The organism is Pseudomonas sp. TWP3-1 (genome assembly GCF_049896625.1).
Taxonomy (GTDB): Bacteria; Pseudomonadota; Gammaproteobacteria; order Pseudomonadales; family Pseudomonadaceae; genus Aquipseudomonas.
In genome coordinates, this window is the sequence record NZ_JAFCUQ010000019.1 from 25,467 (window position 1) to 47,268 (window position 21,802).

Here is a 21,802-nt window from a genome sequence, read left to right on the forward strand (position 1 = left end):
CTTTAAGGCATGAGGCGCTGGTTTCTACCGCTGCTGTTGCTGAGCATCGCATGTGCGGTCGTCGCTGTCTGGCGCGGTTGGCTCGACGTGCCGCCCGAGTGGAATCCCTGGGCGCCGCTCGACGTCAAGGCAACGCCTAACTGGCTGACCGGCTACAAACTGATGCGCCTGCGCAGCGATGCGCAGTTGTGTGAACAGGCGCTGAGCAGTTCTGAGCTGCGCGTTGCGCCTCAGGCCAACAGCCCTGACGCCAAGTGTCCTTTGATCGGCGCTTTGCGCGTGCAGGGCGGCGAGGTGGCGCTGAGCAGCAGTTTCCTCGCCAGTTGCCCTCTGGCGGTCGCCTACGCGATGTTCGAACGCCACAGCCTGCAACCGGCGGCGCAAGCCACTTACGGCCAGAAAGTAACGCGCGTCGATCATCTCGGAAGCTTTGCCTGTCGCAATATGTACAACCGTGAGAATGGCGCGCTCAGCCTGCACGCGAGCGCCAATGCGCTGGATATCGCCGGGTTTCGTCTGGCCGATGGCCGCACCATCAGCGTGCTCAAGGGCTGGCCCAAGCAAAATCAGGACGCACAGTTTTTGCGCAGAGTGCGTGACGGCGCCTGCGCGGCGTTCAGTGTGGTGTTGAGTCCGGACTACAACACAGCGCATCGCAATCACTTTCATGTTGATGTCGGGCGCTGGAGCGTGTGTCGCTAAGGGATCAGGCGGCGATGCGCAGGTTCTGCAGCACGATCGGGCGTGCCCAGCCGTTGTCGAAATCCAGGGCTTTTTGTTGCTCAGTGATTTCTTCTGGCGTGAACGGCGGGAATGGCTTGTCGAGCAAGTCGAGATCGAATTCGGCAATCGGCAGGTACAGCGGACGTTTTTGCGGCGCGACGCCAGGCTCCGGCAGCGGCTGACCGTTATTGACCACAATCGGACGAACCCAGCTGCTGTCGAAATCCTGAGCCTTTTGCTGGGCCTGGATTTCTTCCGGCGGGAACGGTGGGAACGGCTTGTCAGCCAGCTCCATTTCGAATTCTGCGATCGGCAGGAACAGCGGCTCCGGGGGACGCACCTGAGTTTCGACCACATCGCATTCGCGCTGGCTGATGATGTGCGCGTGCAATTCGCTGCCGACGGTCGGCTCTTCAGCACTGGCCAGATCAACCGGTGGGAACGTGCCGCAGGCGGGCACCACATCACTCGACTGCTCGGCCAGCGCCTGGGCAAAGAAATCCTGCCACAGATGACTGACGCCGCTCAGTGCTTGAGTATTGTGACGGCTGAAATCGCCATGGGGCGAAATGTAGCCAATCGAAGTGGGAAGAATGCCTGACATTTTTTTCGGATGCCGCTCAGCTCTGGCAAAATGCACGTTGAATGAGTTATCGGCCGTTTTTGCCGATCCTTAACTTTTTGAGCGTGTTTTCCATGATTGAGCAACCCGCGGCCAGCCGCATCCATGTCGAGGCCCTCGGCCCGACGTATGCAGCGCAGGCCGAACAATGGGCCGAACGCCTGAATCTGCCGTTGCAGATCGCCGACGCCGAGTTCGCCGTGCAGTTCGGCGAGCAGGGTTTGCAACTGCAACAGCTGGGGCCGGACGCACCGGGGCCGGTGCGCGTGGACTTCGTCGAGGGCGGCGCGGCGCATCGCCGGTTGTACGGTGGCGGCAGCGGCCAGATGATCGCCAAGGCTGTCGGCGTCGCGCAAGGCGTGCGTCCACGAGTGCTGGATGCCACGGCGGGGCTGGGCAAGGATGCGTTCGTGCTGGCGAGTCTCGGCTGCGAGATGAGCCTGATCGAGCGTCAGCCGCTGATTGGCGCGTTGCTTGAGGATGGTCTGGCGCGTGGCGCGGAAGATTTCGAGGTGGCGCCGATTGTCGCGCGGATGAAGCTGCTCAAGGGCAACTCGATCGAGGTGATGCGCAACTGGGAAGGCGAGGCGCCACAGGTGATCTATCTCGATCCGATGTTCCCGCACCGGGAGAAAACCGCGCTGGTGAAAAAGGAAATGCGCCTGTTCCGGCCGCTGGTCGGTGATGATCCGGATGCGCCGGCCTTGCTCGAAGCTGCTTTGGCGTTGGCCACGCATCGGGTAGTGGTGAAGCGCCCGCGCAAGGCACCGTGCATTGAAGGGCCGAAGCCGAGTCATGCGCTGGATGGAAAGTCGAGCCGCTATGACATCTATCCGAAGAAAGCGTTGAAGTCCTGAGACCGAGTTGACCCGATCGCTCGCAAGCCAGCTCCCACAGGGATTTGCAGTGTGTTCACAACTTGTGTGCACACCGCTAAAACCTGTGGGAGCTGGCTTGCCAGCGATGGCATCAGCCCTGACACCAAAGAACTCAGGGCCGATACGCGCGCATGAAGAGCTCAACCACTTCCAACACATGACTCTGTGCCGCCTCGGCATCCAGTGGCTCACCGCAGCCATACAACAATCTGAAATTCCCCGCCCCTTTGATCAGGCAGAAAAAGTGCTCGGCCGCATTGCGCGGCTTGTCGATGCTCAGCACGCCCGTCTCGTGAACCTTCGTCAGCAGACGCGACATCCCGTCCACCATGCGCTGCGGACCCGCTTCGAAGAAGATCAGCGACAGTTTCGGATCCTGACTGCCGAGCGCCATGATCAAGCGATGCAGATTCACCGATTCATCGCTGTTGATCAGTTGATGAAAGCCCCGGGCAATGTTCAGCAACACATTTTCGACGGCGATGCCTTCCGGCAATTCGAAAAACAACGGCGGTAATTGCTCCTCGCATTTGGCCATTACGGCGGCGGAGAACAGCGTCTCCTTGTCGTTGAAATGGCTGTAGACCGTCAGCTTGGACACGCCAGCCTCAGCGGCCACCGCGTCCATGCTGGTGTTGGCGTAGCCATTACTCAGAAACAGGATTTTCGCCGCCTCGAGGATTGCCTGGCGCTTGGCCAGATCCTTGGGACGGCCCGGGCCGTTTGAAGTGGAAAGATTGTTCGACATTCTTCGCTTTTAATACTGGACTGGTGAGTTTGCTATTAATAACATACCGGCCAGTATAATTATTCCAAGCACCATTAGCGAAAGGTCCGTCACCATGTTCCGCCATGCGTTGTCCTTTGCGTTGCCAGTCAGTCTGGCGTTGTTGTTATCGGCGTGTGGCAAGGAAGAGGTGACGCCAGTCGCCGTGCGACCGGCCATGGTGGTGCAGCCAGAGCCTTCAGCGCAGGCGATGGAGAGTTATCCCGGCGAGGTACGCGCCCGCTTCGAGCCGGATCTGGCGTTCCGCATCGGCGGCAAAGTCAGCCGACGGCTGGTCGAAGAAGGCCAGCGGGTGAAGGCCGATCAACCTCTGGCCGAACTCGACCCGCAAGATGTACGCCTGCAACTCGAAGCCACCCGCGCCCAGGTCAGTGCCGCTGAGGCCAATCTGAATCTGGTACGCGCCGAGCGCGATCGCTACAAGACCCTGATGGATCGGCAAATGGTCAGCCGTTCGGCTTACGACAATGCCGAGAACCTCTATCGCTCCGGCGAAGCGCGTCTTAAACAGATCAAAGCCGAATTCAACGTCTCGACCAATCAGGCCAGCTACGCCGTGCTGCGTGCGCCACAGGACGGCGTGGTTGCCAAGCGTTCGGTGGAAGTCGGGCAAGTGGTCGCTGCCGGGCAAACGGTGTTTACCCTCGCCACCGATGGCGAGCGCGAGGTGTTGATCAGCCTGCCGGAACAGAGTTTCGGCCGCTTCAAGGTCGGCCAACCGGTGTCGGTTGAGTTATGGACGCAGCCGAACCAGCGCTTCGCCGGGCAGATTCGGGAGCTGTCACCAGCCGCCGACCCGAAATCCCGCACCTTCGCAGCACGCATCTCTTTCACCGCCGGCAAAGTCCCGGCCGAACTCGGTCAAAGCGCCCGAGTGTTTGTGCAGACGGCCGGCGTCATTCCGCTGTCAGTGCCGCTCTCGGCGCTGACCGCCGAAAACGGCGCGACCTACGTCTGGGTTGTGAACGCCAATAACACTCTGAAGAAAACCCCGGTGCGCGTTGGCGCGTTTGGCGAAAAAACCGTGGCGGTCCTCGAAGGGCTGAACGCCACTGATTGGGTGGTGGCGGCCGGTGTGCATGTGCTGCTCGACGGGCAACAGGTACGCCCGGTGGATCGCTCCAACCGCGTGGTCAATCTGGCGGACAAGGAGTAAGTCCCGATGGATTTCAATCTTTCCGCCTGGGCGCTGCGCAATCGTCAGATCGTACTGTTCCTGATGCTTTTGCTCGCGATTGTCGGCGCGTTGTCCTACACCAAACTCGGCCAGAGTGAAGATCCGCCGTTCACCTTCAAGGCCATGGTGATTCAGACCCGTTGGCCGGGTGCGACCGCTGAAGAAGTCTCGCGCCAGGTCACTGAGCGTATCGAAAAGAAGCTGATGGAAACCGGCGAGTACGAGCGCATCGTGTCGTTCTCGCGTCCCGGAGAATCACAAGTCACGTTCATTGCCCGCGACTCGATGCATTCGGTGGAAATCCCCGATCTCTGGTATCAGGTGCGCAAGAAGGTCGGCGACATTCGCCAGACCCTGCCACCGGGGATTCAGGGGCCGTTCTTCAACGATGAGTTCGGCACCACTTTCGGCAACATCTACGCGCTGACCGGCGACGGTTTCGACTACGCAGTGCTCAAGGATTATGCCGACCGCATCCAGATCCAGCTGCAACGGGTCAAGGACGTGGGCAAGGTCGAACTGCTCGGCTTGCAGGACGAAAAAATCTGGGTCGAGCTGTCCAACGTCAAACTCGCCACCCTCGGCTTACCGCTGGCGGCGGTGCAGCAGGCGCTGGAGGAGCAGAACGCGGTATCGACTGCGGGGTTCTTTGAAACGGGCAGCGAGCGCTTGCAGCTACGGGTCTCGGGTAACTTTCAGACAGTCGACGAGATAAAAAACTTCCCGATCCGCGTCGGTGATCGTACGTTCCGCATCTCCGATGTCGCCGACGTGCGGCGCGGTTTCAATGATCCACCGGCACCACGCATGCGCTTTATGGCCGAAGACGCGATTGGTCTGGCGGTAGCCATGAAGAGTGGCGGCGACATTCTGGTGCTGGGCAAGGCGCTGGAAATCGAGTTCGACCGCATCCAGAAAAACCTCCCGGCCGGCATGCAGTTGCGCAAGGTTTCCGACCAGCCGGCTGCGGTGAAAACCGGGGTTGGCGAGTTCGTTCAGGTGTTGGTCGAAGCGCTGGCAATTGTGTTGCTGGTGAGCTTCTTCTCCCTCGGCGTGCGCACCGGCATGGTGGTGGCGCTGACCATTCCGCTGGTGTTGGCGATGACCTTCGCCTGCATGTACTACTTCAACATCGGCCTGCACAAAATCTCGCTCGGCGCGTTGGTGCTGGCGCTGGGGTTGCTGGTGGACGACGCGATCATCGCGGTGGAGATGATGGCGATCAAAATGGAGCAGGGCTTCGACCGGATCAAAGCCGCAAGCTACGCCTGGACCAGCACCGCGTTCCCGATGCTCACCGGTACGTTGATCACTGCCGCAGGCTTCCTGCCGATTGCTACCGCTCAGTCCGGCACCGGCGAATACACCCGCTCGATCTTCCAGGTAGTGACCATCGCCTTGCTCGCTTCATGGGTGGCGGCGGTGGTGTTTGTGCCGTATCTGGGGGAAAAACTCCTGCCGGATCTGGCGAAAATTCACGCAGCCAAACACGGCACGTCTGACGGGCAGACGGACCCTTATGGCACGCCGTTCTACCAGCGGGTGCGGCGTCTGGTCGGTTGGTGCGTGCGTCGGCGTAAAACCGTGATCGTGCTGACGGTGCTGCTGTTTATCGGCTCGGTGGCGTTGTTCCGGTTTGTGCCGCAGCAGTTCTTCCCGGCTTCCGGACGGCTGGAGTTGATGGTCGATCTGAAGCTTGCCGAAGGCGCGTCGCTGAGCAACACCGCTGGCGAGGTCAAACGCCTCGAAGCGCTGCTCAAAGATCACGCCGGTATCGACAATTACGTGGCTTACGTTGGCACCGGTTCCCCGCGTTTCTACCTGCCGCTGGATCAGCAATTGCCGGCGGCGAGCTTCGCGCAGTTTGTGGTGTTGGCGAAGACCATCGAGGAGCGCGAAACCCTGCGCACCTGGCTGATCGACACGCTCAACGAACAATTCCCGGCGCTGCGCTCGCGTGTCACGCGGCTGGAGAACGGCCCGCCGGTTGGTTATCCGGTACAGTTCCGCGTGACTGGCGAACACATCGAAGAAGTCCGCGCGCTGGCACGCAAAGTCGCGGCCAAGGTTCGCGAGAATCCGCATGTGGTCAACGTGCATCTGGACTGGGAAGAGCCGAGCAAGGTCGTATACCTGAACGTCGATCAGGATCGCGCCCGGGCGCTGGGTGTGAGTACGGCCAATCTGGCGAAATTCCTGCAGAGTTCGCTGACGGGCTCCAGCGTCAGCCAGTACCGCGAAGACAACGAATTGATCGAGATCCTGCTGCGCGGCACCGTGCATGAGCGTACTGAATTGTCGTTGCTGCCGAGTCTGGCGGTGCCGACCGATAACGGCCGCAGCGTGGCGCTGTCGCAGATTGCCACGTTGGAATATGGCTTTGAGGAAGGCATCATCTGGCACCGTAATCGCCTGCCGACTGTGACCGTGCGTGCGGACATTTATGGCAAGGAGCAGCCGGCGTCGCTGGTGAAACAGATCATGCCGACGCTTGATCCGATTCGCGCTGAATTGCCCGACGGCTATTTGCTCGATGTCGGCGGCACGGTTGAGGATTCCGAGCGTGGGCAGAAGTCGGTGAATGCCGGCGTGCCGATGTTTATCGTGGTGGTGCTGACGTTGCTGATGGTGCAAATGCGCAGTTTTTCGCGCACGGCGATGGTGTTTCTGACGGCGCCACTGGGGCTGATCGGGGTGACGCTGTTTTTGCTGGTGTTCCGCCAGCCGTTCGGGTTTGTGGCGATGCTCGGGACGATTGCGCTGTCGGGGATGATCATGCGTAATTCGGTGATTCTGGTGGATCAGATCGAGCAGGATATTGCGGCTGGGCTGAAGCCTTGGGATGCGATTATCGAGGCGACCGTGCGGCGATTTCGGCCGATTGTGTTGACTGCGCTGGCGGCGGTTTTGGCGATGATTCCTTTGTCTCGTAGCGTTTTCTTTGGGCCGATGGCGGTGGCGATCATGGGGGGGTTGATTGTGGCTACGGCTTTGACGCTTTTGTTTTTGCCGGCGTTGTATGCGGGGTGGTTTCGGGTGCGTAAGGAGGGTTGAGTTTTTTTGAGCGTGGCGGCCTCTGGGCCGTCCAGGCTCTTGGGGTTTTGGGTGTATATCCGTTTTTTGGGGTGTCTTTGCTGGCGGTTTCGCTCTTACAGCGACTCCCTTTGGCAAACGCCCCAAAGTAAGCAAAACGCTGGGCCCCGGCGTTCGGCCCGCTCGCTATGGCTCGGGGTTCCTTCGTTACGGGTTTCATCCGGGGGCATCGCCTCCGGTTTGCTGCGCTGCACCTCCTCTCGATGTGTTCGACTGCGTCGAACGGCGCTACGCGCCAGCCCCGGATGAATCCCTCCACTCAGCCTGCCGAAGGGGCCTTGAGATCAAAAGCGGTACTCGAGCTAACGCTCATTGTGTTGAGTGGGGCGGTTGCGCCGCTTGGGGATGTAGTGGTGGGGTGGTCTGATCTGGATTTTGTGTTGGACTCGTCCCTCACCCCAGCCCTCTCCCGAGGGAGAGGGAGCCGACCGAGATGTCTCCGGACTTACATCGACCTGAATTTGTGTATCGATTATGGATTCACAAGAGCTCTTTCAGGTCGGCGTATTTCCCAAGCATCTCACGGTCGGTCCCCTCTACCTCTGGGAGAGGGCTAGGGTGAGGGCAAGTTGTCAGTGGCAACACCGATCTCGCAAAACACCTGATCCATGGCAATGGACAACACATACAAAAAAAACCGCTGAACCTCTAAGGTCAGCGGGCTTTTCATCAAACGGTGAAATTAAAGCGTCCCAAACACCTTCTTCGCCAGACTCGTCGCTGCAGCAGCCGGGTTCTGGCGAATAGTCTCTTCCTGCTTGCCGATCATCTCGAACAAGCCGTTCAACGCTTGTTCAGTCACGTAGCTCTCAATGTTGGCGCTCTTCGCGTCCACCACGCCCAAAGTCGCTGCCTGGCCGGCGAACGAGTTGTACTTCTGCGCCACGCCAACTTTGTCGGTCGCCTGTTTGACGATCGGCATGAACTTGGCGCGGATCTGTTCACGGCTGGATTTGTCGAGGTATTGGGTGGCCGAATCCTTGCCGCCGCTGAGGATGCCTTTGGCGTCGGCCACGCTCATTTTCTTCACGGCGTCGACGAGGATTGGCTGGGCCTGGGTCACGGCGTTTTCTGCCGCTTTGTTCATGGCGGTTTCCAGTTCATCGACCTGGGCGCCCATGCCGAAGGCTTTCATCTTGCTCGCGACTTTGCCGAGTTTGCCCGGCAGTTCGATTTTGACTTCCGGGTTGTTGCTGAAGCCGCCCGGAGTGCCGAGCTGTTTGACGGCCAATTGCGCGCCTTGGGTCAGGGCGTCTTTGAGGCCGCCGGTGGCGTCTTGTTGCGACAGGTCATTGAGCGACAGGGCCAGAGCGCTGGCGGAGATCATCAGGCCGGCGCACAGGGCGGAGAAGCGAAGGATGGGGCGGAGCATGGCAGCTTCCTTGTTCGAAAAATTAGCGGGCGGCGTCGACGCGGATTTTCAGCGGCTGCGGATCGTTGCCGTCGAGTTGTACGGCGTGATGCTCGGTGGTGATGAACATCAGTTCGCCGTTGACTTCGATGCGTGCGCTGACCGAGTAACGGTGCCCGGGTTTGACCTGGGCCGGATCGTAGCTCAAGTGGAACGGCAGCGGCACCTGGCCTTTGACCGGGCCTTTCTGTTCGTCGAGTACCACGGCAGGCGCGTCGGCCAGTGAGACGTCTTGCAGGCTCACGCTCAGGGTCGCGCTCGGCGGCAAAGCGATGCGTTGCAGGTAGAACACTTCGCCTTCGAGGCTGACTTTGCCGGCTGGTGAAGTTGATTGGCAGGCGCTGAGCAGGGTGGCCGCGGCCAGTAGAGTAATTCTTTTCATGCATTGAATCCTTGTCATCGGCGCCTGAAGAAGGCCAGCGCCAATGACAATCTAGCGGATTTCACCAGCAATTTCGTCTGCGAATTTTTAGCCCGTGCCTGCTGAGGGGGACCCCGTCGGTCAAAGCCAATCGCGTGGCTGGACTGGACTCAAATAATCAGAACCGGTTCCAGATAAAGATCCTCGTGGTGCCGACTACCGTAATTGAAGTCGACTTTGATGATGGTTTTTGCACTGGCAAGAAGTTCGCCCTGCTCGATAAATACCTCGGCAACAATCTGGTATTGGTGTTGTGAAGCTTCGCCAGGCGCTTGTTCGATCAAAAATTCGAACTCCCACCAATCATGAACAAGTGAGTTTTGCGAGTTGGTTTTTACCAGTTCGTACTCGGCAGAGTTAACAAGTTTGTAAAGGCTGGTGCTTGTTTTGAAACTCTTGCTAACTACGTAAGGCGTGTTGCTGAAAAGAACTTTCCCTGAGATATATTTGTTCATGTTGATCTCCTTTTATATGGGCCTGTTGTCAGGCCCGGAGATACTAGCGTTGTTTGAAAGTGTGTTCGCCGCAGAAATACATCCGTTTATTTCTGCGTGGAGAACTTTCGTGTAGTTGTTAACTTGGGGCTGTCTCTGCGGCCTGTTCGTTTCCATGTAACGCTACTTGTCGGATCGACAAACGTATATCCGCCGGCAACACGCGTTTCGCCGCGCCTTCAGCCAGTTCACCGAGCAGTTCGTGATAACTCAACTTGCCCGCTTCGTCGCGACGCAGTACGCCCAGATCGAGCATGGTCTGGATGAAGTGGCGGAACAGGCTCTTGTCGAAGAACTCCGGTGCGTTCAGACCATGCAGGATCGACAGACGCTGGGCCATGACTGTGCACAGGTCTTCCAGTTCTTCGGCGCTGATGCTGTTCTGGCCGCTGTTGAGCAGCAGGGAAACGGTCATGTAGAAGCGTTGCAGCGTCTGCGCAATGCTCTTCGACAGCAGGGTCAGCAACACGAAGTGCCGTGAGCTCGGCGCCGGGCGCAGGTACACGTCTTTTTCGAAACGCAGCAGGCCTTGTTCGACAAATGCTTCCAGCCACTGATCGACCACGGCGTCGAGTTCTTCGGTTTTCCAGCGAATGAACAGTTCCGATTGCAGGTACGGATACAGCGCGTGGGTGTAGCGCAGGATCTGTTCGCGGCTCATGCGCGAGGTGCTCTGGAAGAAGCTCGCCAACAGAGACGGCAGGGCGAAGATGTGCAACACGTTGTTGCGGTAGTACGTCATCAGGACGGCGTTCTGTTCGTCCAGATACAGGATTTTGCCCAGCGCATCGTTCTGCTCGGCCAACAGATCCATGCCCTTTACATGCTCGATCAACGCGCGGCCATCACCTTCTGGCAGCGTGGTATGCGGCGAGTAAGGGACTTTGCGCAGCAATGCCAGATACAGATCCAGCACGCGTTCCATGGCGCGGTCATCCAGCGCCAGGCGAGTGGTCGACAGCAGTGCCAGCGCTACGAGGTTGACCGGGTTGATCGCCGCCGCTTCGTTCAGATGCTGGGCGACTTTATCGCCGAGGCGGTTGGTGGTTTCATTCAGCCACGCCGGTTTGAATTGCGGACCGAGTTCCTGTAGGCGCCAGTCCGGCTGCTCGCTGTCGAGGAATTCTGCAAGTTTGATCGGCTCGCCGAAGTTCACCGCTACTTGGCCGAAGCGTTGTTTGAGCGCGCCGATGACTTTGAAGATGTCGAAGATCGATTCTTTCTTCTTGCTCGCGCCGCGCAGTTCGCCGAGGTAGGTACGACCCTCGAGAACACGTTCGTAACCGATATACACCGGCACAAACACAATTGGCATCCGCGATGAGCGCAAGAAGCTGCGCAGGGTAATTGCGAGCATCCCGGTTTTCGGTTGCAGCATACGCCCGGTGCGCGAGCGGCCGCCCTCGACGAAGTACTCGACCGGGAAACCTTTGGTGAACAGCGTGTGCAGGTATTCGTTGAACACCGAGGTGTACAGCGGATTACCCTTGAACGTGCGGCGCATGAAGAACGCGCCACCCCGGCGCAGCAGGCTGCCGATCACCGGCATGTTCAGGTTGATCCCGGCGGCAATGTGCGGCGGGGTCAGGCCGTTGCGAAACAGCAGATACGACAGCAACAAATAGTCGATGTGGCTGCGATGGCACGGTACGTAGATCACTTCGTGACCCTGAGCGACCTTCTGCACGCCCTCGATGTGATTGACCTTGACCCCGTCGTAGATCTTGTTCCAGAACCAGCTCAGCATCACTTCGAGAAAACGGATCGCGGTGTAGGTGTAGTCCGAGGCGATCTCGTTGCCGTAGCGCAAGGCTTGAGCCTTGGCTTTTTCCGGGGAGATATTTTCGCGTTCGGCTTCGTCGAGGATCGCTTGCTTGACCAGCGGCTGGTTGAGCAGGCCTTTGACCAGATTCCGGCGGTGGGAAATGTCCGGGCCGATCACGGCAGCTTTGAGGTTGCGAAAGTGCACGCGCAGGATGCGCTGGGCCATGCGCACGGTGCGTTCATGGCCCTTGTTGTGTTCGATCAGCTCGCGCAGGTGGATCGGCGCGGAGAACTGCACGCGGGTTTTGCGCCCGAGAATCATGATGCTCAACAGGCGACGCAGACGCCCGGTGACCGCCCAGCTGTCGGCGAACAACAGTTTCCACGGGCTCGATTCGCTATCCGGCGACTGGCCCCAGAACACGCTGACCGGAATGATCTGCGCGTCTTCGGCAGCATTCTGGCTCAGGGCGCTCACGAGGCGGGTCAGCGCCGGCGGTGCGCCGCGTTTGTCCTGGCGCCCGAGCCAGTCCGGCTCCGGCGTCAGGTAAAAGAACGCCGCCGGTTCCATCAAATTACCCACCGACACCGGCAGCACCGGCCGTGGCAATCCGGCCTTGGTGCACTCGGTATCGAGCACCGCCAGATCGGTCAGCGATGGATTTTGCAGGACGTAGAACACCGGACGGCTGCGGTCGAGGTTGAGGGTGAACGACGACTGGTTGATCGTCTCCGAGCGAACCCAGAGGTACAACAGTCGGCGCAAGGTGCCGAACACAAGACGACGGAACGGGGAGCGGGTCATACGGCTTCTGCGTGAGTGGATAAAACCGAGCGTTTGCTCGGGCGGTCGATAGTGTGCCGGATTAGCGGAAAATCGGCAAAAAAGCCGCGAAGTAAACTCCTGTTGAGAGTTTTCGCGCCTGTCATATACTCGGCGCTCTGTCGCCGGGGCCCTTTATGGACGTCGGATGCAGGCTGACGTTCCTGAGGCTTTCCTGCGAAAAGCCCGACCAATAATAAAAAAGGAGTATGAACAGATGGCAACACGTGAAACCGGCAACGTGAAGTGGTTCAACGACGCCAAGGGCTACGGCTTCATTCAGCGCGAGGACGGGGTGGACGTGTTCGTGCATTACCGCGCCATTCGTGGCGAAGGCCATCGCTCGCTGACGGAAGGTCAGCAGGTGGAATATGCGCTGGTCACCGGTGACAAGGGTTTGCAGGCTGAGGATGTTGTAGGGTTGTAAGCGCAGACCTGTGGATCACACATAAACACTGTGGGAGCGGGCTTGCCCGCGAAGACGGCGGCACATCCAGCATCGATGTGACTGATCTACCGCCATCGCGGGCAAGCCCGCTCCCACAGGTTTTGTGTAGATTCTTACGCAGTTTTCCAGGTGATTTCTTCTTCACCGTCTTCGCTGATACGCATCCAGCGATCCGCCGTTTCTTCACCTTCTTCCTCGACCCACGTGCCCGGCGCGCAGCGCACTTCAACGTTCAGCGCAGCAAACGCGGCGCGGGCGCAGGCGATGTCGTCATCCCATGGCGTCTGGTCGCTTTCCAGGAACAAGCTGTTCCACTTGCCCACGGCTTTCGGCAGCCAGGTCACCGGGACGTTGCCGGCCTTGCACTTGTAGGTCTGGCCTCTCTGTACCCAGTCGGTGCACGGGCCCAGTGCTGCGCCGAGCCAGGCCGCAATGGCCTTGTGGTCGACGTCGGCGTCTTTCAGGTAAATCTCGATGTCCGGTTGGCGCATGGATGTCCTCACTGCGGGTCTGAAAAATCCATTCGCGGATTTAGCCGGCCCCGGGCATTGGCCCGAGACCAAAAGTTATTGAAGAACGAAATAATCGTAGCGCATCGAGACCGTGGTCTCGAACGGCTCGGCCTGCTCGATCACTGCCGCGCGACGTTCGGCACTCGCGCGCCAGCCGTGCGGGGTCATGGCCAGCAGGTTGGCGCGATCCTGAGGTTTATCCAGCGTCAGCTTGAACTCCAGGGTTTCACTGTGCGCCAGCGTCATGCCTTGCGGCACCAGAGCCAAGTGCTTGTCGTCGGTGTACTCGCGCACTTCGTCGTACAGGCGTTCGCGCAGTTCCATCAGGTGGCCGCTGGTCGGGCCGACTTTCATCAGACCGCCGCCGACGCTGAGCAAGCGCTTGGCTTCCTCCCAATCCAGTGGACTGAAAACACTCGCCAGAAACTGGCAACTGCCGGACGCCAACGGCACGCGGGCCATGCTGGCGATCAACCACGTCAGGGCCGGATTACGTTTGCACGCGCGCTTGACCGCTTCGCGCGAAATGTCCAAAGCGTAACCATCGGCATTTGGCAGTGCATCGGCGATTTGCGCGGTGTAGTAACCCTCGCCACAGCCGATGTCGACCCAGCGATCAGGCGCATAACTCGCCGCTAGTTCGGCCAGACGCTTGGCCACCGGCGCGTAATGGCCGGCATTCAAGAAGTCGCGGCGCGCCTCGACCATCGCCTGATTGTCGCCAGGATCGCGGCTGTTCTTGTGCTGCACCGGCAGCAAATTCAGGTAACCCTGGCGCGCTCGGTCGAAGCGATGTCCGGCGGGGCAGGCCACGCCGTTGTCCACCGCGCTCAGCGGCGCACTGCAAATCGGGCACGCGAGCATCAGGCGAGCAACTTGATCAGGGTCTGGTAGTAGATTTCAGTCAACACGTCGAGATCGGCGGCCAGCACGCGTTCATTGACCTGGTGAATGGTCGCGTTGACCGGCCCCAGTTCGACAACCTGCGTACCCATGGTCGCGATAAAGCGGCCATCGGACGTGCCGCCGCTGGTAGACGCCTTGGTCTCGCGACCGGTGATGTCCTTGATGCTCGATGCCACGGCATCGAGCAGCGCGCCCGGCTCGGTGAGGAATGGCAGACCGGACAATGCCCAGTCGATATGCCAGTCCAGACCATGCTTGTCGAGGATATCGGCAACGCGCTTTTGCAGGCCTTCGACGGTGGATTCGGTGGAGAAACGGAAGTTGAACACCGCCACCAGATCACCCGGAATCACGTTGGTCGCGCCGGTGCCGGAATTGACGTTGGAAATCTGGAAACTGGTCGGCGGGAAGAAATCGTTGCCGTGATCCCAATGCTCGGCGGCCAGCTCAGACAGCGCCGGGGCCGCGAGGTGGATCGGGTTTTTTGCCAGATGCGGGTAGGCGACGTGGCCCTGAATGCCTTTGACGGTGAGCTTGGCGCCCAGCGAACCGCGACGACCGTTTTTCACAACGTCACCAACCAGCGTGGTGCTCGACGGTTCGCCGACGATGCACCAGTCCAGACGCTCGTTGCGCGCGGCGAGGCGTTCGACCACAGCCTTGGTGCCGTGATGCGCCGGGCCTTCTTCGTCGCTGGTGATCAGGAACGCGACCTTGCCTTTGTGGTTCGGGTAGTCGGCGACAAAACGCTCAGCGGCGACGGTCATCGACGCCAGGCTGCCTTTCATGTCCGCCGCGCCACGGCCGCAAAGCATGCCGTGTTCATCGATCAGCGCGTTGAACGGGTCGATCTGCCACGCGGTGACCGGGCCGGTGGGTACCACGTCGGTGTGGCCGGCGAAGCACAGCACCGGGCCGTCGTTATTGCCGTGAGTGGCCCAGAAGTTATCCACATCCTCGATGCGCATTGGTTCGAGGGTAAAACCGGCATCGCCCAGGCGCTGCATCATCTGCTTCTGGCAATCGGCGTCGACCGGCGTCACGGACGGACGGCGGATCAGGTCGATGGCGAGTTGAAGGGTCGGCGAAAGGTCGGCGTGGGCCGTCATGGAAAACTCCGAAAGCTGGGGGCAAGGCGCGCAAAATGGCGGTTATCTTAAAGCAAAACGGCGACCATTGGCCGCCGTTTAGTGCATCGGTGAGGATTTAGACGGCCGGCACAGGCTGAGGCGCCGGCGCCGGTTTTGGCAGCGACGACAGGAACGCCATGATCAGTGCCGCCAGGTACGGCAGCGACTGCACCAGCAACATCGTCACCCAGAAGCGCATGTCGTTGCTCGGCAGGCCCTGCACGAGGAAGATCCCCAGCGCCGCGCCCCACAACAGCAGCATGATGAACATCTCTTCGCGCGCTTCGGAAATCGCTACCCAGAAACCATGATTGTCAGCGTTTTTCGGCGTGCGGAAGAACGGAATGCTGCTGGTGAAGAACCCGTACAACACCGCTTTGGCGATGGTGTGCGACAACGCCAACCCGGCCAGTGCCGCGCAGAACGCATCCTTCAGATTCACGCCAACCGCGCGACGATAAAGGAAGATGATCTTGCCGACCTTGAACACGAACAGCGCCAGTGGCGGGATCGCGAAAATCAGCAACGGCGGATCGACCCGCTGCGGCACGATGATCATCGCCGCCGACCACAACAGGGCGCCGACGGTGAAGAAGATGTTCATGCCATCCGCGACCCACGGCAACCAGCCCGCGAGGAAGTGATAACGCTGGCCGCGCGTCAGTTCGGTGTCCTGGCCGCGCAGCAGGCTGCGGGTGTGACGCTTGATGATCTGGATCGCACCGTAAGCCCAGCGGAAACGCTGTTTCTTGAAGTCGATGAAGGTATCCGGCATCAGGCCCTTGCCGTAGCTGTCGGGGTAGTACGCCGCCGACAGGCCTTTTTCGAAAATGCGCAGACCGAGTTCGGCGTCTTCACAGATGCACCAGTCAGCCCAGCCAAGTTCCTCGAGCACGGAGCGGCGGGTCATGGTCATGGTGCCGTGCTGGATGATCGCGTCGCGGTCGTTGCGGGTGACCATGCCGATGTGGAAGAAGCCTTTGTACTCGGCGTAGCAGAGCTTTTTGAAGGTACTTTCGTTCTGGTCGCGATAATCCTGCGGCGACTGCACCACAGCGATCTTCGGGTCGGCGAAGTGCGGCACCATGTGCTTGAGCCAGTTCGGGTGCACGCAGTAATCGGAGTCAATCACCGCGATCACTTCGGCATCCTTGGCGGTATGCGGAATCAGGTAATTCAGCGCGCCGCCCTTGAACCCGGCCAATGGCGCAACGTGGAAGAACTTGAAGCGCGGGCCAAGCGTTTCGCAGTAATCGCGCACCGGCTCCCACACTGCCGGGTCCTTGGTGTTGTTGTCGATGATCAGGACTTCGTAGTCCGGGTAATCGAGCGCGGCCAGGGCGTCGAGAGTCTGTTTGACCATCTCCGGCGGCTCGTTGTAGCACGGCACGTGGATCGAGACTTTCGGTCGATAGTCCGAGTCGCCGAGCACCGGCAGAAACTCGCGGCGGCGCTTGTGCGTCCAGACCGCTTCGGCCAGTTCATGCGCCTCGGTGAGCAACACGATGAACACCCCGAGCGCACCGAGCGCCAGCAGGAAGCCCACGGTCAGGCTGAACCACGTGCTGTATTGCTGGCTGTAGTCGTAACCGATCCACACCAGCACCGAACCGCACAGGAACGCGGTAAAGGTCAGGAAGGTGCGACCGCGCTGACGCAGGGCCGAGCCGTCGATCATCAGCAGGGTCAGCGACAACAGCGCCAATACCACCGAACCGACCGCCAGCACGCGCCATTGCGGAATCGCGACCACCGGACCTTCGAAGTTGAATTTCTGCTGACGCGCGGCGTTGAACACGCCCCAGTAGGCGCCCACCGAACCTTCGTCGCTGGCCTTCCACGGCTGGTCAAACGCTTCGATCACGAAGTAGTTGAAGCCTTGGCGGTTGAGCTTGTTGACCAGCGTGCGCAGGTAGATCGCCTGATCTGCCGGCGACGCATCGGCGCCACCGCGCATGCGCCCGTTGCTCGGCCAGCCGACCTCGGACAGCAGCAGCGGTTTTTTCGGGAACATCTTTTTCAGATCGCGGGCGCGGTCGAGAACGAACTGCCCGGCCTTGTCCACCGGAATAAACTCCCAGTAGGGCAGAACGTGGGCGGCGATCAGGTCGACGTGCTTGGCCAGTTCCGGGTGTTCTTCCCAGACGTGCCACTGCTCGGAAGTGGTCACCGGCACTTTGACTGCCGCGCGCACGCGGTCGAGAATCATCGCCAGTTCGGTGGCGGTGATTTCCTTGCGGAAAATCGCCTCGTTACCCACCACCACACGCACTACGCTGCGCGAAGTATTGGCCAGTTCGATGGCGCGCACGATCTCGCGTTCGTTGCGCTCCTGGTCCGGACTGATCCAGATTCCCAGGGTCACGCGCAGGCCGAATTCCTCGGCGAGTTTCGGGATGTCCTGCAGCGAGCCGTCGACCGAGTAAGTCCGGATGTTGTCCGTGAGCTTGCTCATGATTTCCAGATCGCGGCGCATTTCCTCGTCAGAAGGAAACTGATCCTTCTGTGGGAATTGGCCCTGCTGGAACGGCGAATAAGAGAAACCGGATATCTGCTCCGGCCAGTTGGGCGCGGAGACCGGGCGGTTAATCAGCGCCCAGAAGCCGGTGAACAGGGCGGCGATTGCCAGAACCACCACCAGGTTGAGTCCAAATTTACGCGATGACATAGCTGTATCAGGTTCCAAAGGCTGTGGAACGAAGGATCGGCTGGATGACGCCAAGAGGGCGCGCATCCTACACCGGCACTTCCCAGAGTCATACAACACGCAGGGAAATGCCTGACGTTGGGCAATCCACTTTGACTTAAGTTCTTACACTTTTAGCTCGAAGGTTAATACTTGTCGCCGGGTAGCCCTATAATGCGCGCCGGTTTTTGGGGTAATGGTCATGAGTACAGAAGATCCGCGGTTTGCAGGCATCGCCCGTTTGTATGGCATCGAGGGCCTGGCGCGCCTGCGTGCGGCCCATGTGGCGATCGTCGGCGTCGGTGGCGTCGGTTCCTGGGCGGCGGAAGCCATGGCCCGCTGCGGCGTGGGCGAGATTTCGCTGTTCGACCTCGACGACGTTTGCGTGAGCAACGCCAACCGTCAGTTGCACGCACTCGACAGCACGGTCGGCAAACCCAAGGTCGAAGTGATGGCCGAGCGCCTGCGCGGGATCAACCCGAATTGCACGGTGCACGCAGTGGCGGACTTCGTTACCCGCGACACGATGGCCGAATACATCACGCCGAACATCGACTGTGTGATCGATTGCATCGACGCCGTCAACGCCAAGGCTGCGCTGATCGCCTGGTGTAAGCGGCGCAAGATCCAGATCATCACCACTGGTGGCGCGGGCGGGCAGATTGATCCGACGCTGATCCAGGTCTGCGACTTGAACCGCACGTTCAACGATCCGCTGGCCTCGAAAGTCCGTTCCACGTTGCGTCGCGACTATGGCTTCTCGCGCACCATGACCCGCCATTACAGCGTGCCGTGCGTGTTTTCCACAGAGCAACTGCGCTACCCGAAACCGGATGGCAGCATCTGTTTGCAAAAGAGTTTTGTCGGTGACGGGGTGAAGCTCGACTGCGCCGGAGGGTTTGGTGCGGTGATGATGGTCACGGCGACGTTTGGTATGGTCGCGGCGACCAAGGCTGTGGATAAGATTGTGGCGGGCGTGCGACGCCCGGCAGAGCGGGTTAAACCTGAAGCTTAAGTGCTGAGGCTAATGGCCTCATCGCTGGCAAGTCGAATCGTCGCACCGCAGCTCCCACAGGTATTGCAGTGAGTTCACTGGATCTGTGAGCACCATAGAATCCTGTGGGAGCTGGCTTGCCAGCGATGGCGATTAACCGGCCAACTCATTCATCCGCTTGAGCACAGCATTCAGGCCATTACTGCGTGAAGGCGACAACTGGCGCGAAAGGCCGAGGTGATTGAACCACTCCGGCAAATCCACCTGCTGCAACTCGGTAGCCGTCAGCCCGTTGACCCGCAATAGCAACAACGCCACCAACCCGCGAATCATCCGTGCATCGCTGCTGGCGCTGAATTGCCAGTGCCCGTCGTGCAACTCACCGACCAGCCATACCTGGCTTTCACAGCCATGCACACGGTTGGCCTCAACCTTGTCTGCATCGCTCAACGCTGGCAGACGATCACCAAACTGCATCAGCAGTCGCGCGCGTTGTTCCCAGCCGGCGGCGTTTTGAAAAGTCTGTAATGCTTCTGCGGCCTCGACCGGCAAACTCATCGCAGCAACTCCAGCGCCTGATCCAACGCCTCGAAAAAGCGCTCCAGATCCTCGGAATCGTTGTACAGCGCCAGCGAAACCCGAATCGCCCCGGCCAATTCAAAACTTTTCAGCAGCGGCATCGCGCAGTGATGCCCGGCGCGCACGGCAATGCCTTGCTCGGTCAGCAAATGCGCGAGATCGGCGTTATGCACACCTGCGACGACAAAACTTGCCAGCGCCAGTTGCGGCTTGCCCAGCAGACGAATGCCATTGCGCGCAGCGAGGCCACGCAACAAGTAGTCATGCAGCGCCGCCTCGTGGACTGACACCGCGTCCTGATCCAGGCCCGTCAAATAATCGAGCGTTGCGCCGAGGCCGATCACGCTGGCAATCGGCGGCGTCCCGGCCTCGAAACCCAGCGGTGCCGCACGGAAACGCGCATCGTGATAATTGGCTTCCAGCACCATTTCGCCGCCGAATTGCCACGGGCGCAGTCGCTCCAGCGCAGCGTTGCGCCCGAACAGCACGCCGACGCCATCAGGGCCATACAACTTGTGGCTGGAAAACACGTAAAAATCGCAACCCAGCGCCTGCATGTCATGCCGGCCGTGGACGACGCCTTGCGCACCATCGACCACGGTCAGCGCGTTCTGCGCCTTGGCCATCGCCAGCAGGGCCGGCAACGGTTGCCAGGCACCGAGTACGTTGGACAACTGACTGACCGCCAGCAAGCGCGTCCGCGGGGTGATCAGGCGCAGCGCGGCGCCAAGGTCGATCACGCCGTCAGCGTCCAGCGGCAGGACCACCAGTTTCAGGTCACGACGTTGTGCCAGTTGCTGCCACGGCAGCAGATTGGCGTGATGCTCCAGAGCGCTGATGACAATTTCATCGCCCGGATGGAATAGATGTTCCAGGCCATAGGCCAGGAGATTCAGCGCACTGGTGGCGCCGTGGGTGAAGATGATCTGCCCGCTGTCTCCGGCATTCAGCCATTGCGCAACCTTGAGCCGACTGTCCTCGAAGGCCTGCGTGGCGTGGGCGCCGGGCAGGTGTTGTGCGCGATGCACATTGGCTGCGCCGTTGGCGTAGTAATGCGTCAACGCATCGAGCAGGGCTTGGGGTTTTTGCGTGGTGGCGGCGTTGTCCAGATAGGTCTGGTCTTGCCGTTGCAGAGCGGCGATGGCCGGGAAATCGGCGCGCCACGGGGAGGGAATCATCACGGTTTCTAGCCCTTGTGAAGATGGGCGGGTTAACGCCGAACCCTGTGGGAGCGGGCTTGCCCGCGATGGCGTCCTTGAGGACGCCGAAAATTCGCGAGCAAGCTCACTTCTACATAGGCAACGCAGCTGCTTAGTTGTGAGCGTGCAGCGCTTCGTTCAGCTCGATGGCCGATTTGTGGGTTTTGCATTCCACGGCACCGGTTTCCGAATTGCGACGGAACAGCAGGTCGGTCTGACCAGCCAGATCACGTGCTTTTACAACTTTGACCAGATTGTTGTTCTCGTCCAGCAGCGCGACTTTGGTGCCGGCGGTCACGTACAGGCCCGACTCGACGGTGTTGCGGTCGCCCAGCGGAATACCGATACCGGCGTTGGCGCCGATCAGGCAGCCTTCGCCAACCTTGATCACGATATTGCCGCCGCCCGACAGGGTGCCCATGGTCGAGCAGCCGCCGCCCAGGTCCGAACCCTTGCCGACGAATACGCCGGCGGATACGCGGCCTTCGATCATGCCTGGGCCTTCGGTGCCAGCGTTGAAGTTGATGAAACCTTCGTGCATCACGGTGGTGCCTTCACCGACATAGGCGCCCAGGCGCAGACGCGCGGCGTCAGCGATACGCACGCCAGCCGGAACCACGTAGTCGGTCATTTTCGGGAATTTGTCCACCGAGAACACTTCCAGCAGCTCGCCGCGCAGACGCGCTTCGAGTTGCATTTCAGCCAGTTCGGCCAGGTCGATCGCGCCCTGGCTGGTCCACGCTACGTTCGGCAACAACGGGAAGATCCCGGCCAGGCTTACGCCGTGCGGCTTGACCAGACGATGCGACAGCAGGTGCAGCTTGAGGTAAGCCTCCGGCGTGGAAGTCAGTTGTGCGTCTTCGGCCAGCAGGGTGGCGACCAACGGCTTGTGGCTTTCAGCCAGGCGGGTCAGCAGTTTGCCTTGTACTGCGTCGATGCCCTTCACCGCTTCAGCCAGTTGCGCAGCCTGCGCGGTGGTGAAGGTGATGGCCTGGTTGCCTTCGGTGTAACCGAGGATCGGCGCAACAGCCGCAACCAGCTCGGCCGACGGATTCAACAGCGGCTGTGCGTAAAACACTTCCAGCCACGCGCCTTGACGATTCTGGGTGCCGACGCCGAAAGCGATACTGAACAGGGAATTGGACATGTGAATAC

General features: G+C 60.1%; 19 protein-coding genes. 6 read left to right on the top strand and 13 right to left on the bottom strand.

The window, feature by feature from the left end; translation table 11 throughout:
* Positions 1-9: 9 nt before the first annotated feature.
* Positions 10-702 carry an extensin family protein gene (locus ACP7BN_RS22485; RefSeq protein WP_426206138.1) on the top strand — a complete coding sequence of 231 codons (693 nt, stop codon included), beginning with the start codon at positions 10-12 and terminating at the stop codon, positions 700-702.
* Positions 703-706: 4 nt separating this feature from the next.
* Here the strand turns inward: ACP7BN_RS22485 and ACP7BN_RS22490 are convergent, their stop codons facing one another.
* Positions 707-1,327 (bottom strand): energy transducer TonB, encoded by a 621-nt coding sequence (locus ACP7BN_RS22490; protein WP_420648356.1) that lies wholly within the window; start codon positions 1,325-1,327, stop codon positions 707-709.
* 92 nt (positions 1,328-1,419) lie between these two features.
* Here ACP7BN_RS22490 and ACP7BN_RS22495 point away from each other — a divergent pair, with 92 nt between their 5' ends.
* Positions 1,420-2,202 carry a class I SAM-dependent methyltransferase gene (locus tag ACP7BN_RS22495; RefSeq protein WP_426206140.1) on the top strand — a complete coding sequence of 261 codons (783 nt, stop codon included), beginning with the start codon at positions 1,420-1,422 and terminating at the stop codon, positions 2,200-2,202.
* A 133-nt stretch (positions 2,203-2,335) separates the two neighbouring features.
* On the opposite strand, the gene ACP7BN_RS22500 is transcribed toward ACP7BN_RS22495, so the two are convergent.
* Positions 2,336-2,971: a TetR/AcrR family transcriptional regulator gene (locus ACP7BN_RS22500; protein ID WP_426206142.1), complete on the bottom strand. Its 636-nt coding sequence runs from the start codon at positions 2,969-2,971 to the stop codon at positions 2,336-2,338.
* A 94-nt stretch (positions 2,972-3,065) separates the two neighbouring features.
* Here ACP7BN_RS22500 and ACP7BN_RS22505 point away from each other — a divergent pair, with 94 nt between their 5' ends.
* Complete coding sequence (locus ACP7BN_RS22505; RefSeq protein ID WP_426206143.1) at positions 3,066-4,166, top strand: efflux RND transporter periplasmic adaptor subunit; 1,101 nt, start codon at positions 3,066-3,068, stop codon at positions 4,164-4,166.
* Between the two features lie 6 nt (positions 4,167-4,172).
* On the top strand, positions 4,173-7,241 hold the full coding sequence (locus ACP7BN_RS22510) for an efflux RND transporter permease subunit (protein WP_426206144.1): 3,069 nt from the start codon (positions 4,173-4,175) through the stop codon (positions 7,239-7,241).
* Positions 7,242-7,962: 721 nt separating this feature from the next.
* Here the strand turns inward: ACP7BN_RS22510 and ACP7BN_RS22515 are convergent.
* From ACP7BN_RS22515 to plsB, 4 genes are all read right to left on the bottom strand, one after another.
* Positions 7,963-8,640 carry a DUF4197 domain-containing protein gene (locus tag ACP7BN_RS22515; RefSeq protein WP_426206220.1) on the bottom strand — a complete coding sequence of 226 codons (678 nt, stop codon included), beginning with the start codon at positions 8,638-8,640 and terminating at the stop codon, positions 7,963-7,965.
* A gap of 34 nt (positions 8,641-8,674) precedes the next feature.
* The gene (locus tag ACP7BN_RS22520; RefSeq protein WP_426206145.1) at positions 8,675-9,073 is read right to left on the bottom strand and encodes a YbaY family lipoprotein; all 399 of its coding nucleotides are present in this window, start codon (positions 9,071-9,073) and stop codon (positions 8,675-8,677) included.
* Between the two features lie 149 nt (positions 9,074-9,222).
* Entirely contained in the window at positions 9,223-9,567 is a 345-nt protein-coding gene (locus ACP7BN_RS22525; RefSeq protein WP_420648349.1) for a hypothetical protein, read from the bottom strand.
* Between the two features lie 118 nt (positions 9,568-9,685).
* On the bottom strand, positions 9,686-12,175 hold the full coding sequence (gene plsB, locus ACP7BN_RS22530; RefSeq protein ID WP_426206146.1) for a glycerol-3-phosphate 1-O-acyltransferase PlsB: 2,490 nt from the start codon (positions 12,173-12,175) through the stop codon (positions 9,686-9,688).
* A gap of 235 nt (positions 12,176-12,410) precedes the next feature.
* On the opposite strand from plsB, the gene ACP7BN_RS22535 reads away from it, so the two are divergent.
* Positions 12,411-12,620: a cold-shock protein gene (locus ACP7BN_RS22535; protein WP_426206147.1), complete on the top strand. Its 210-nt coding sequence runs from the start codon at positions 12,411-12,413 to the stop codon at positions 12,618-12,620.
* A gap of 134 nt (positions 12,621-12,754) precedes the next feature.
* Here ACP7BN_RS22535 and ACP7BN_RS22540 read toward each other — a convergent pair whose 3' ends face one another.
* From ACP7BN_RS22540 to ACP7BN_RS22555, 4 genes are all read right to left on the bottom strand, one after another.
* On the bottom strand, positions 12,755-13,132 hold the full coding sequence (locus ACP7BN_RS22540) for a hypothetical protein (protein WP_426206148.1): 378 nt from the start codon (positions 13,130-13,132) through the stop codon (positions 12,755-12,757).
* A 75-nt stretch (positions 13,133-13,207) separates the two neighbouring features.
* Positions 13,208-14,017 (bottom strand): putative RNA methyltransferase, encoded by an 810-nt coding sequence (locus ACP7BN_RS22545; RefSeq protein WP_426206149.1) that lies wholly within the window; start codon positions 14,015-14,017, stop codon positions 13,208-13,210.
* A complete protein-coding gene (gene dapE / locus ACP7BN_RS22550; protein WP_426206150.1) occupies positions 14,017-15,168 on the bottom strand; it encodes a succinyl-diaminopimelate desuccinylase in 1,152 nt (383 codons plus the stop codon). Before dapE ends, ACP7BN_RS22545 begins: the two co-directional genes overlap by 1 nt.
* Positions 15,169-15,265: 97 nt before the next feature.
* Positions 15,266-17,857 (bottom strand): glycosyltransferase, encoded by a 2,592-nt coding sequence (locus tag ACP7BN_RS22555; protein WP_420648344.1) that lies wholly within the window; start codon positions 17,855-17,857, stop codon positions 15,266-15,268.
* 214 nt (positions 17,858-18,071) lie between these two features.
* On the opposite strand from ACP7BN_RS22555, the gene tcdA reads away from it, so the two are divergent.
* A complete protein-coding gene (gene tcdA / locus ACP7BN_RS22560; RefSeq protein ID WP_426206152.1) occupies positions 18,072-18,890 on the top strand; it encodes a tRNA cyclic N6-threonylcarbamoyladenosine(37) synthase TcdA in 819 nt (272 codons plus the stop codon).
* Between the two features lie 132 nt (positions 18,891-19,022).
* Here the strand turns inward: tcdA and ACP7BN_RS22565 are convergent, their stop codons facing one another.
* The 3 genes from ACP7BN_RS22565 to dapD all read right to left on the bottom strand — a co-directional run bounded on the left by ACP7BN_RS22565 (position 19,023) and on the right by dapD (position 21,794).
* Positions 19,023-19,427: a SufE family protein gene (locus ACP7BN_RS22565; RefSeq protein WP_426206153.1), complete on the bottom strand. Its 405-nt coding sequence runs from the start codon at positions 19,425-19,427 to the stop codon at positions 19,023-19,025.
* A complete protein-coding gene (locus ACP7BN_RS22570; protein WP_426206154.1) occupies positions 19,424-20,629 on the bottom strand; it encodes an aminotransferase class V-fold PLP-dependent enzyme in 1,206 nt (401 codons plus the stop codon). The genes ACP7BN_RS22565 and ACP7BN_RS22570 overlap by 4 nt, the downstream gene beginning before the upstream one ends.
* A gap of 130 nt (positions 20,630-20,759) precedes the next feature.
* Positions 20,760-21,794, bottom strand: a complete 1,035-nt coding sequence (gene dapD, locus ACP7BN_RS22575) for a 2,3,4,5-tetrahydropyridine-2,6-dicarboxylate N-succinyltransferase (RefSeq protein ID WP_420648340.1) — start codon at positions 21,792-21,794, stop codon at positions 20,760-20,762.
* Positions 21,795-21,802 lie beyond the last annotated feature (8 nt).

Bases quoted from the DNA above. Each gene is read 5' to 3' on its own strand.
- ACP7BN_RS22485 (WP_426206138.1), top strand. From the start codon at position 10: ATGAGGCGCTGGTTTCTACCGCTGCTGTTGCTGAGCATCGCATGTGCG.
- ACP7BN_RS22555 (WP_420648344.1), bottom strand. From the start codon at position 17,857: ATGTCATCGCGTAAATTTGGACTCAACCTGGTGGTGGTTCTGGCAATC.
- tcdA (WP_426206152.1), top strand. From the start codon at position 18,072: ATGGTCATGAGTACAGAAGATCCGCGGTTTGCAGGCATCGCCCGTTTG.
- ACP7BN_RS22490 (WP_420648356.1), bottom strand. From the start codon at position 1,327: ATGTCAGGCATTCTTCCCACTTCGATTGGCTACATTTCGCCCCATGGC.
- ACP7BN_RS22510 (WP_426206144.1), top strand. From the start codon at position 4,173: ATGGATTTCAATCTTTCCGCCTGGGCGCTGCGCAATCGTCAGATCGTA.
- ACP7BN_RS22505 (WP_426206143.1), top strand. From the start codon at position 3,066: ATGTTCCGCCATGCGTTGTCCTTTGCGTTGCCAGTCAGTCTGGCGTTG.
- ACP7BN_RS22520 (WP_426206145.1), bottom strand. From the start codon at position 9,073: ATGAAAAGAATTACTCTACTGGCCGCGGCCACCCTGCTCAGCGCCTGC.
- ACP7BN_RS22495 (WP_426206140.1), top strand. From the start codon at position 1,420: ATGATTGAGCAACCCGCGGCCAGCCGCATCCATGTCGAGGCCCTCGGC.
- ACP7BN_RS22500 (WP_426206142.1), bottom strand. From the start codon at position 2,971: ATGTCGAACAATCTTTCCACTTCAAACGGCCCGGGCCGTCCCAAGGAT.
- ACP7BN_RS22525 (WP_420648349.1), bottom strand. From the start codon at position 9,567: ATGAACAAATATATCTCAGGGAAAGTTCTTTTCAGCAACACGCCTTAC.
- dapE (WP_426206150.1), bottom strand. From the start codon at position 15,168: ATGACGGCCCACGCCGACCTTTCGCCGACCCTTCAACTCGCCATCGAC.
- ACP7BN_RS22535 (WP_426206147.1), top strand. From the start codon at position 12,411: ATGGCAACACGTGAAACCGGCAACGTGAAGTGGTTCAACGACGCCAAG.
- ACP7BN_RS22540 (WP_426206148.1), bottom strand. From the start codon at position 13,132: ATGCGCCAACCGGACATCGAGATTTACCTGAAAGACGCCGACGTCGAC.
- ACP7BN_RS22545 (WP_426206149.1), bottom strand. From the start codon at position 14,017: ATGCTCGCGTGCCCGATTTGCAGTGCGCCGCTGAGCGCGGTGGACAAC.
- ACP7BN_RS22565 (WP_426206153.1), bottom strand. From the start codon at position 19,427: ATGAGTTTGCCGGTCGAGGCCGCAGAAGCATTACAGACTTTTCAAAAC.
- dapD (WP_420648340.1), bottom strand. From the start codon at position 21,794: ATGTCCAATTCCCTGTTCAGTATCGCTTTCGGCGTCGGCACCCAGAAT.
- plsB (WP_426206146.1), bottom strand. From the start codon at position 12,175: ATGACCCGCTCCCCGTTCCGTCGTCTTGTGTTCGGCACCTTGCGCCGA.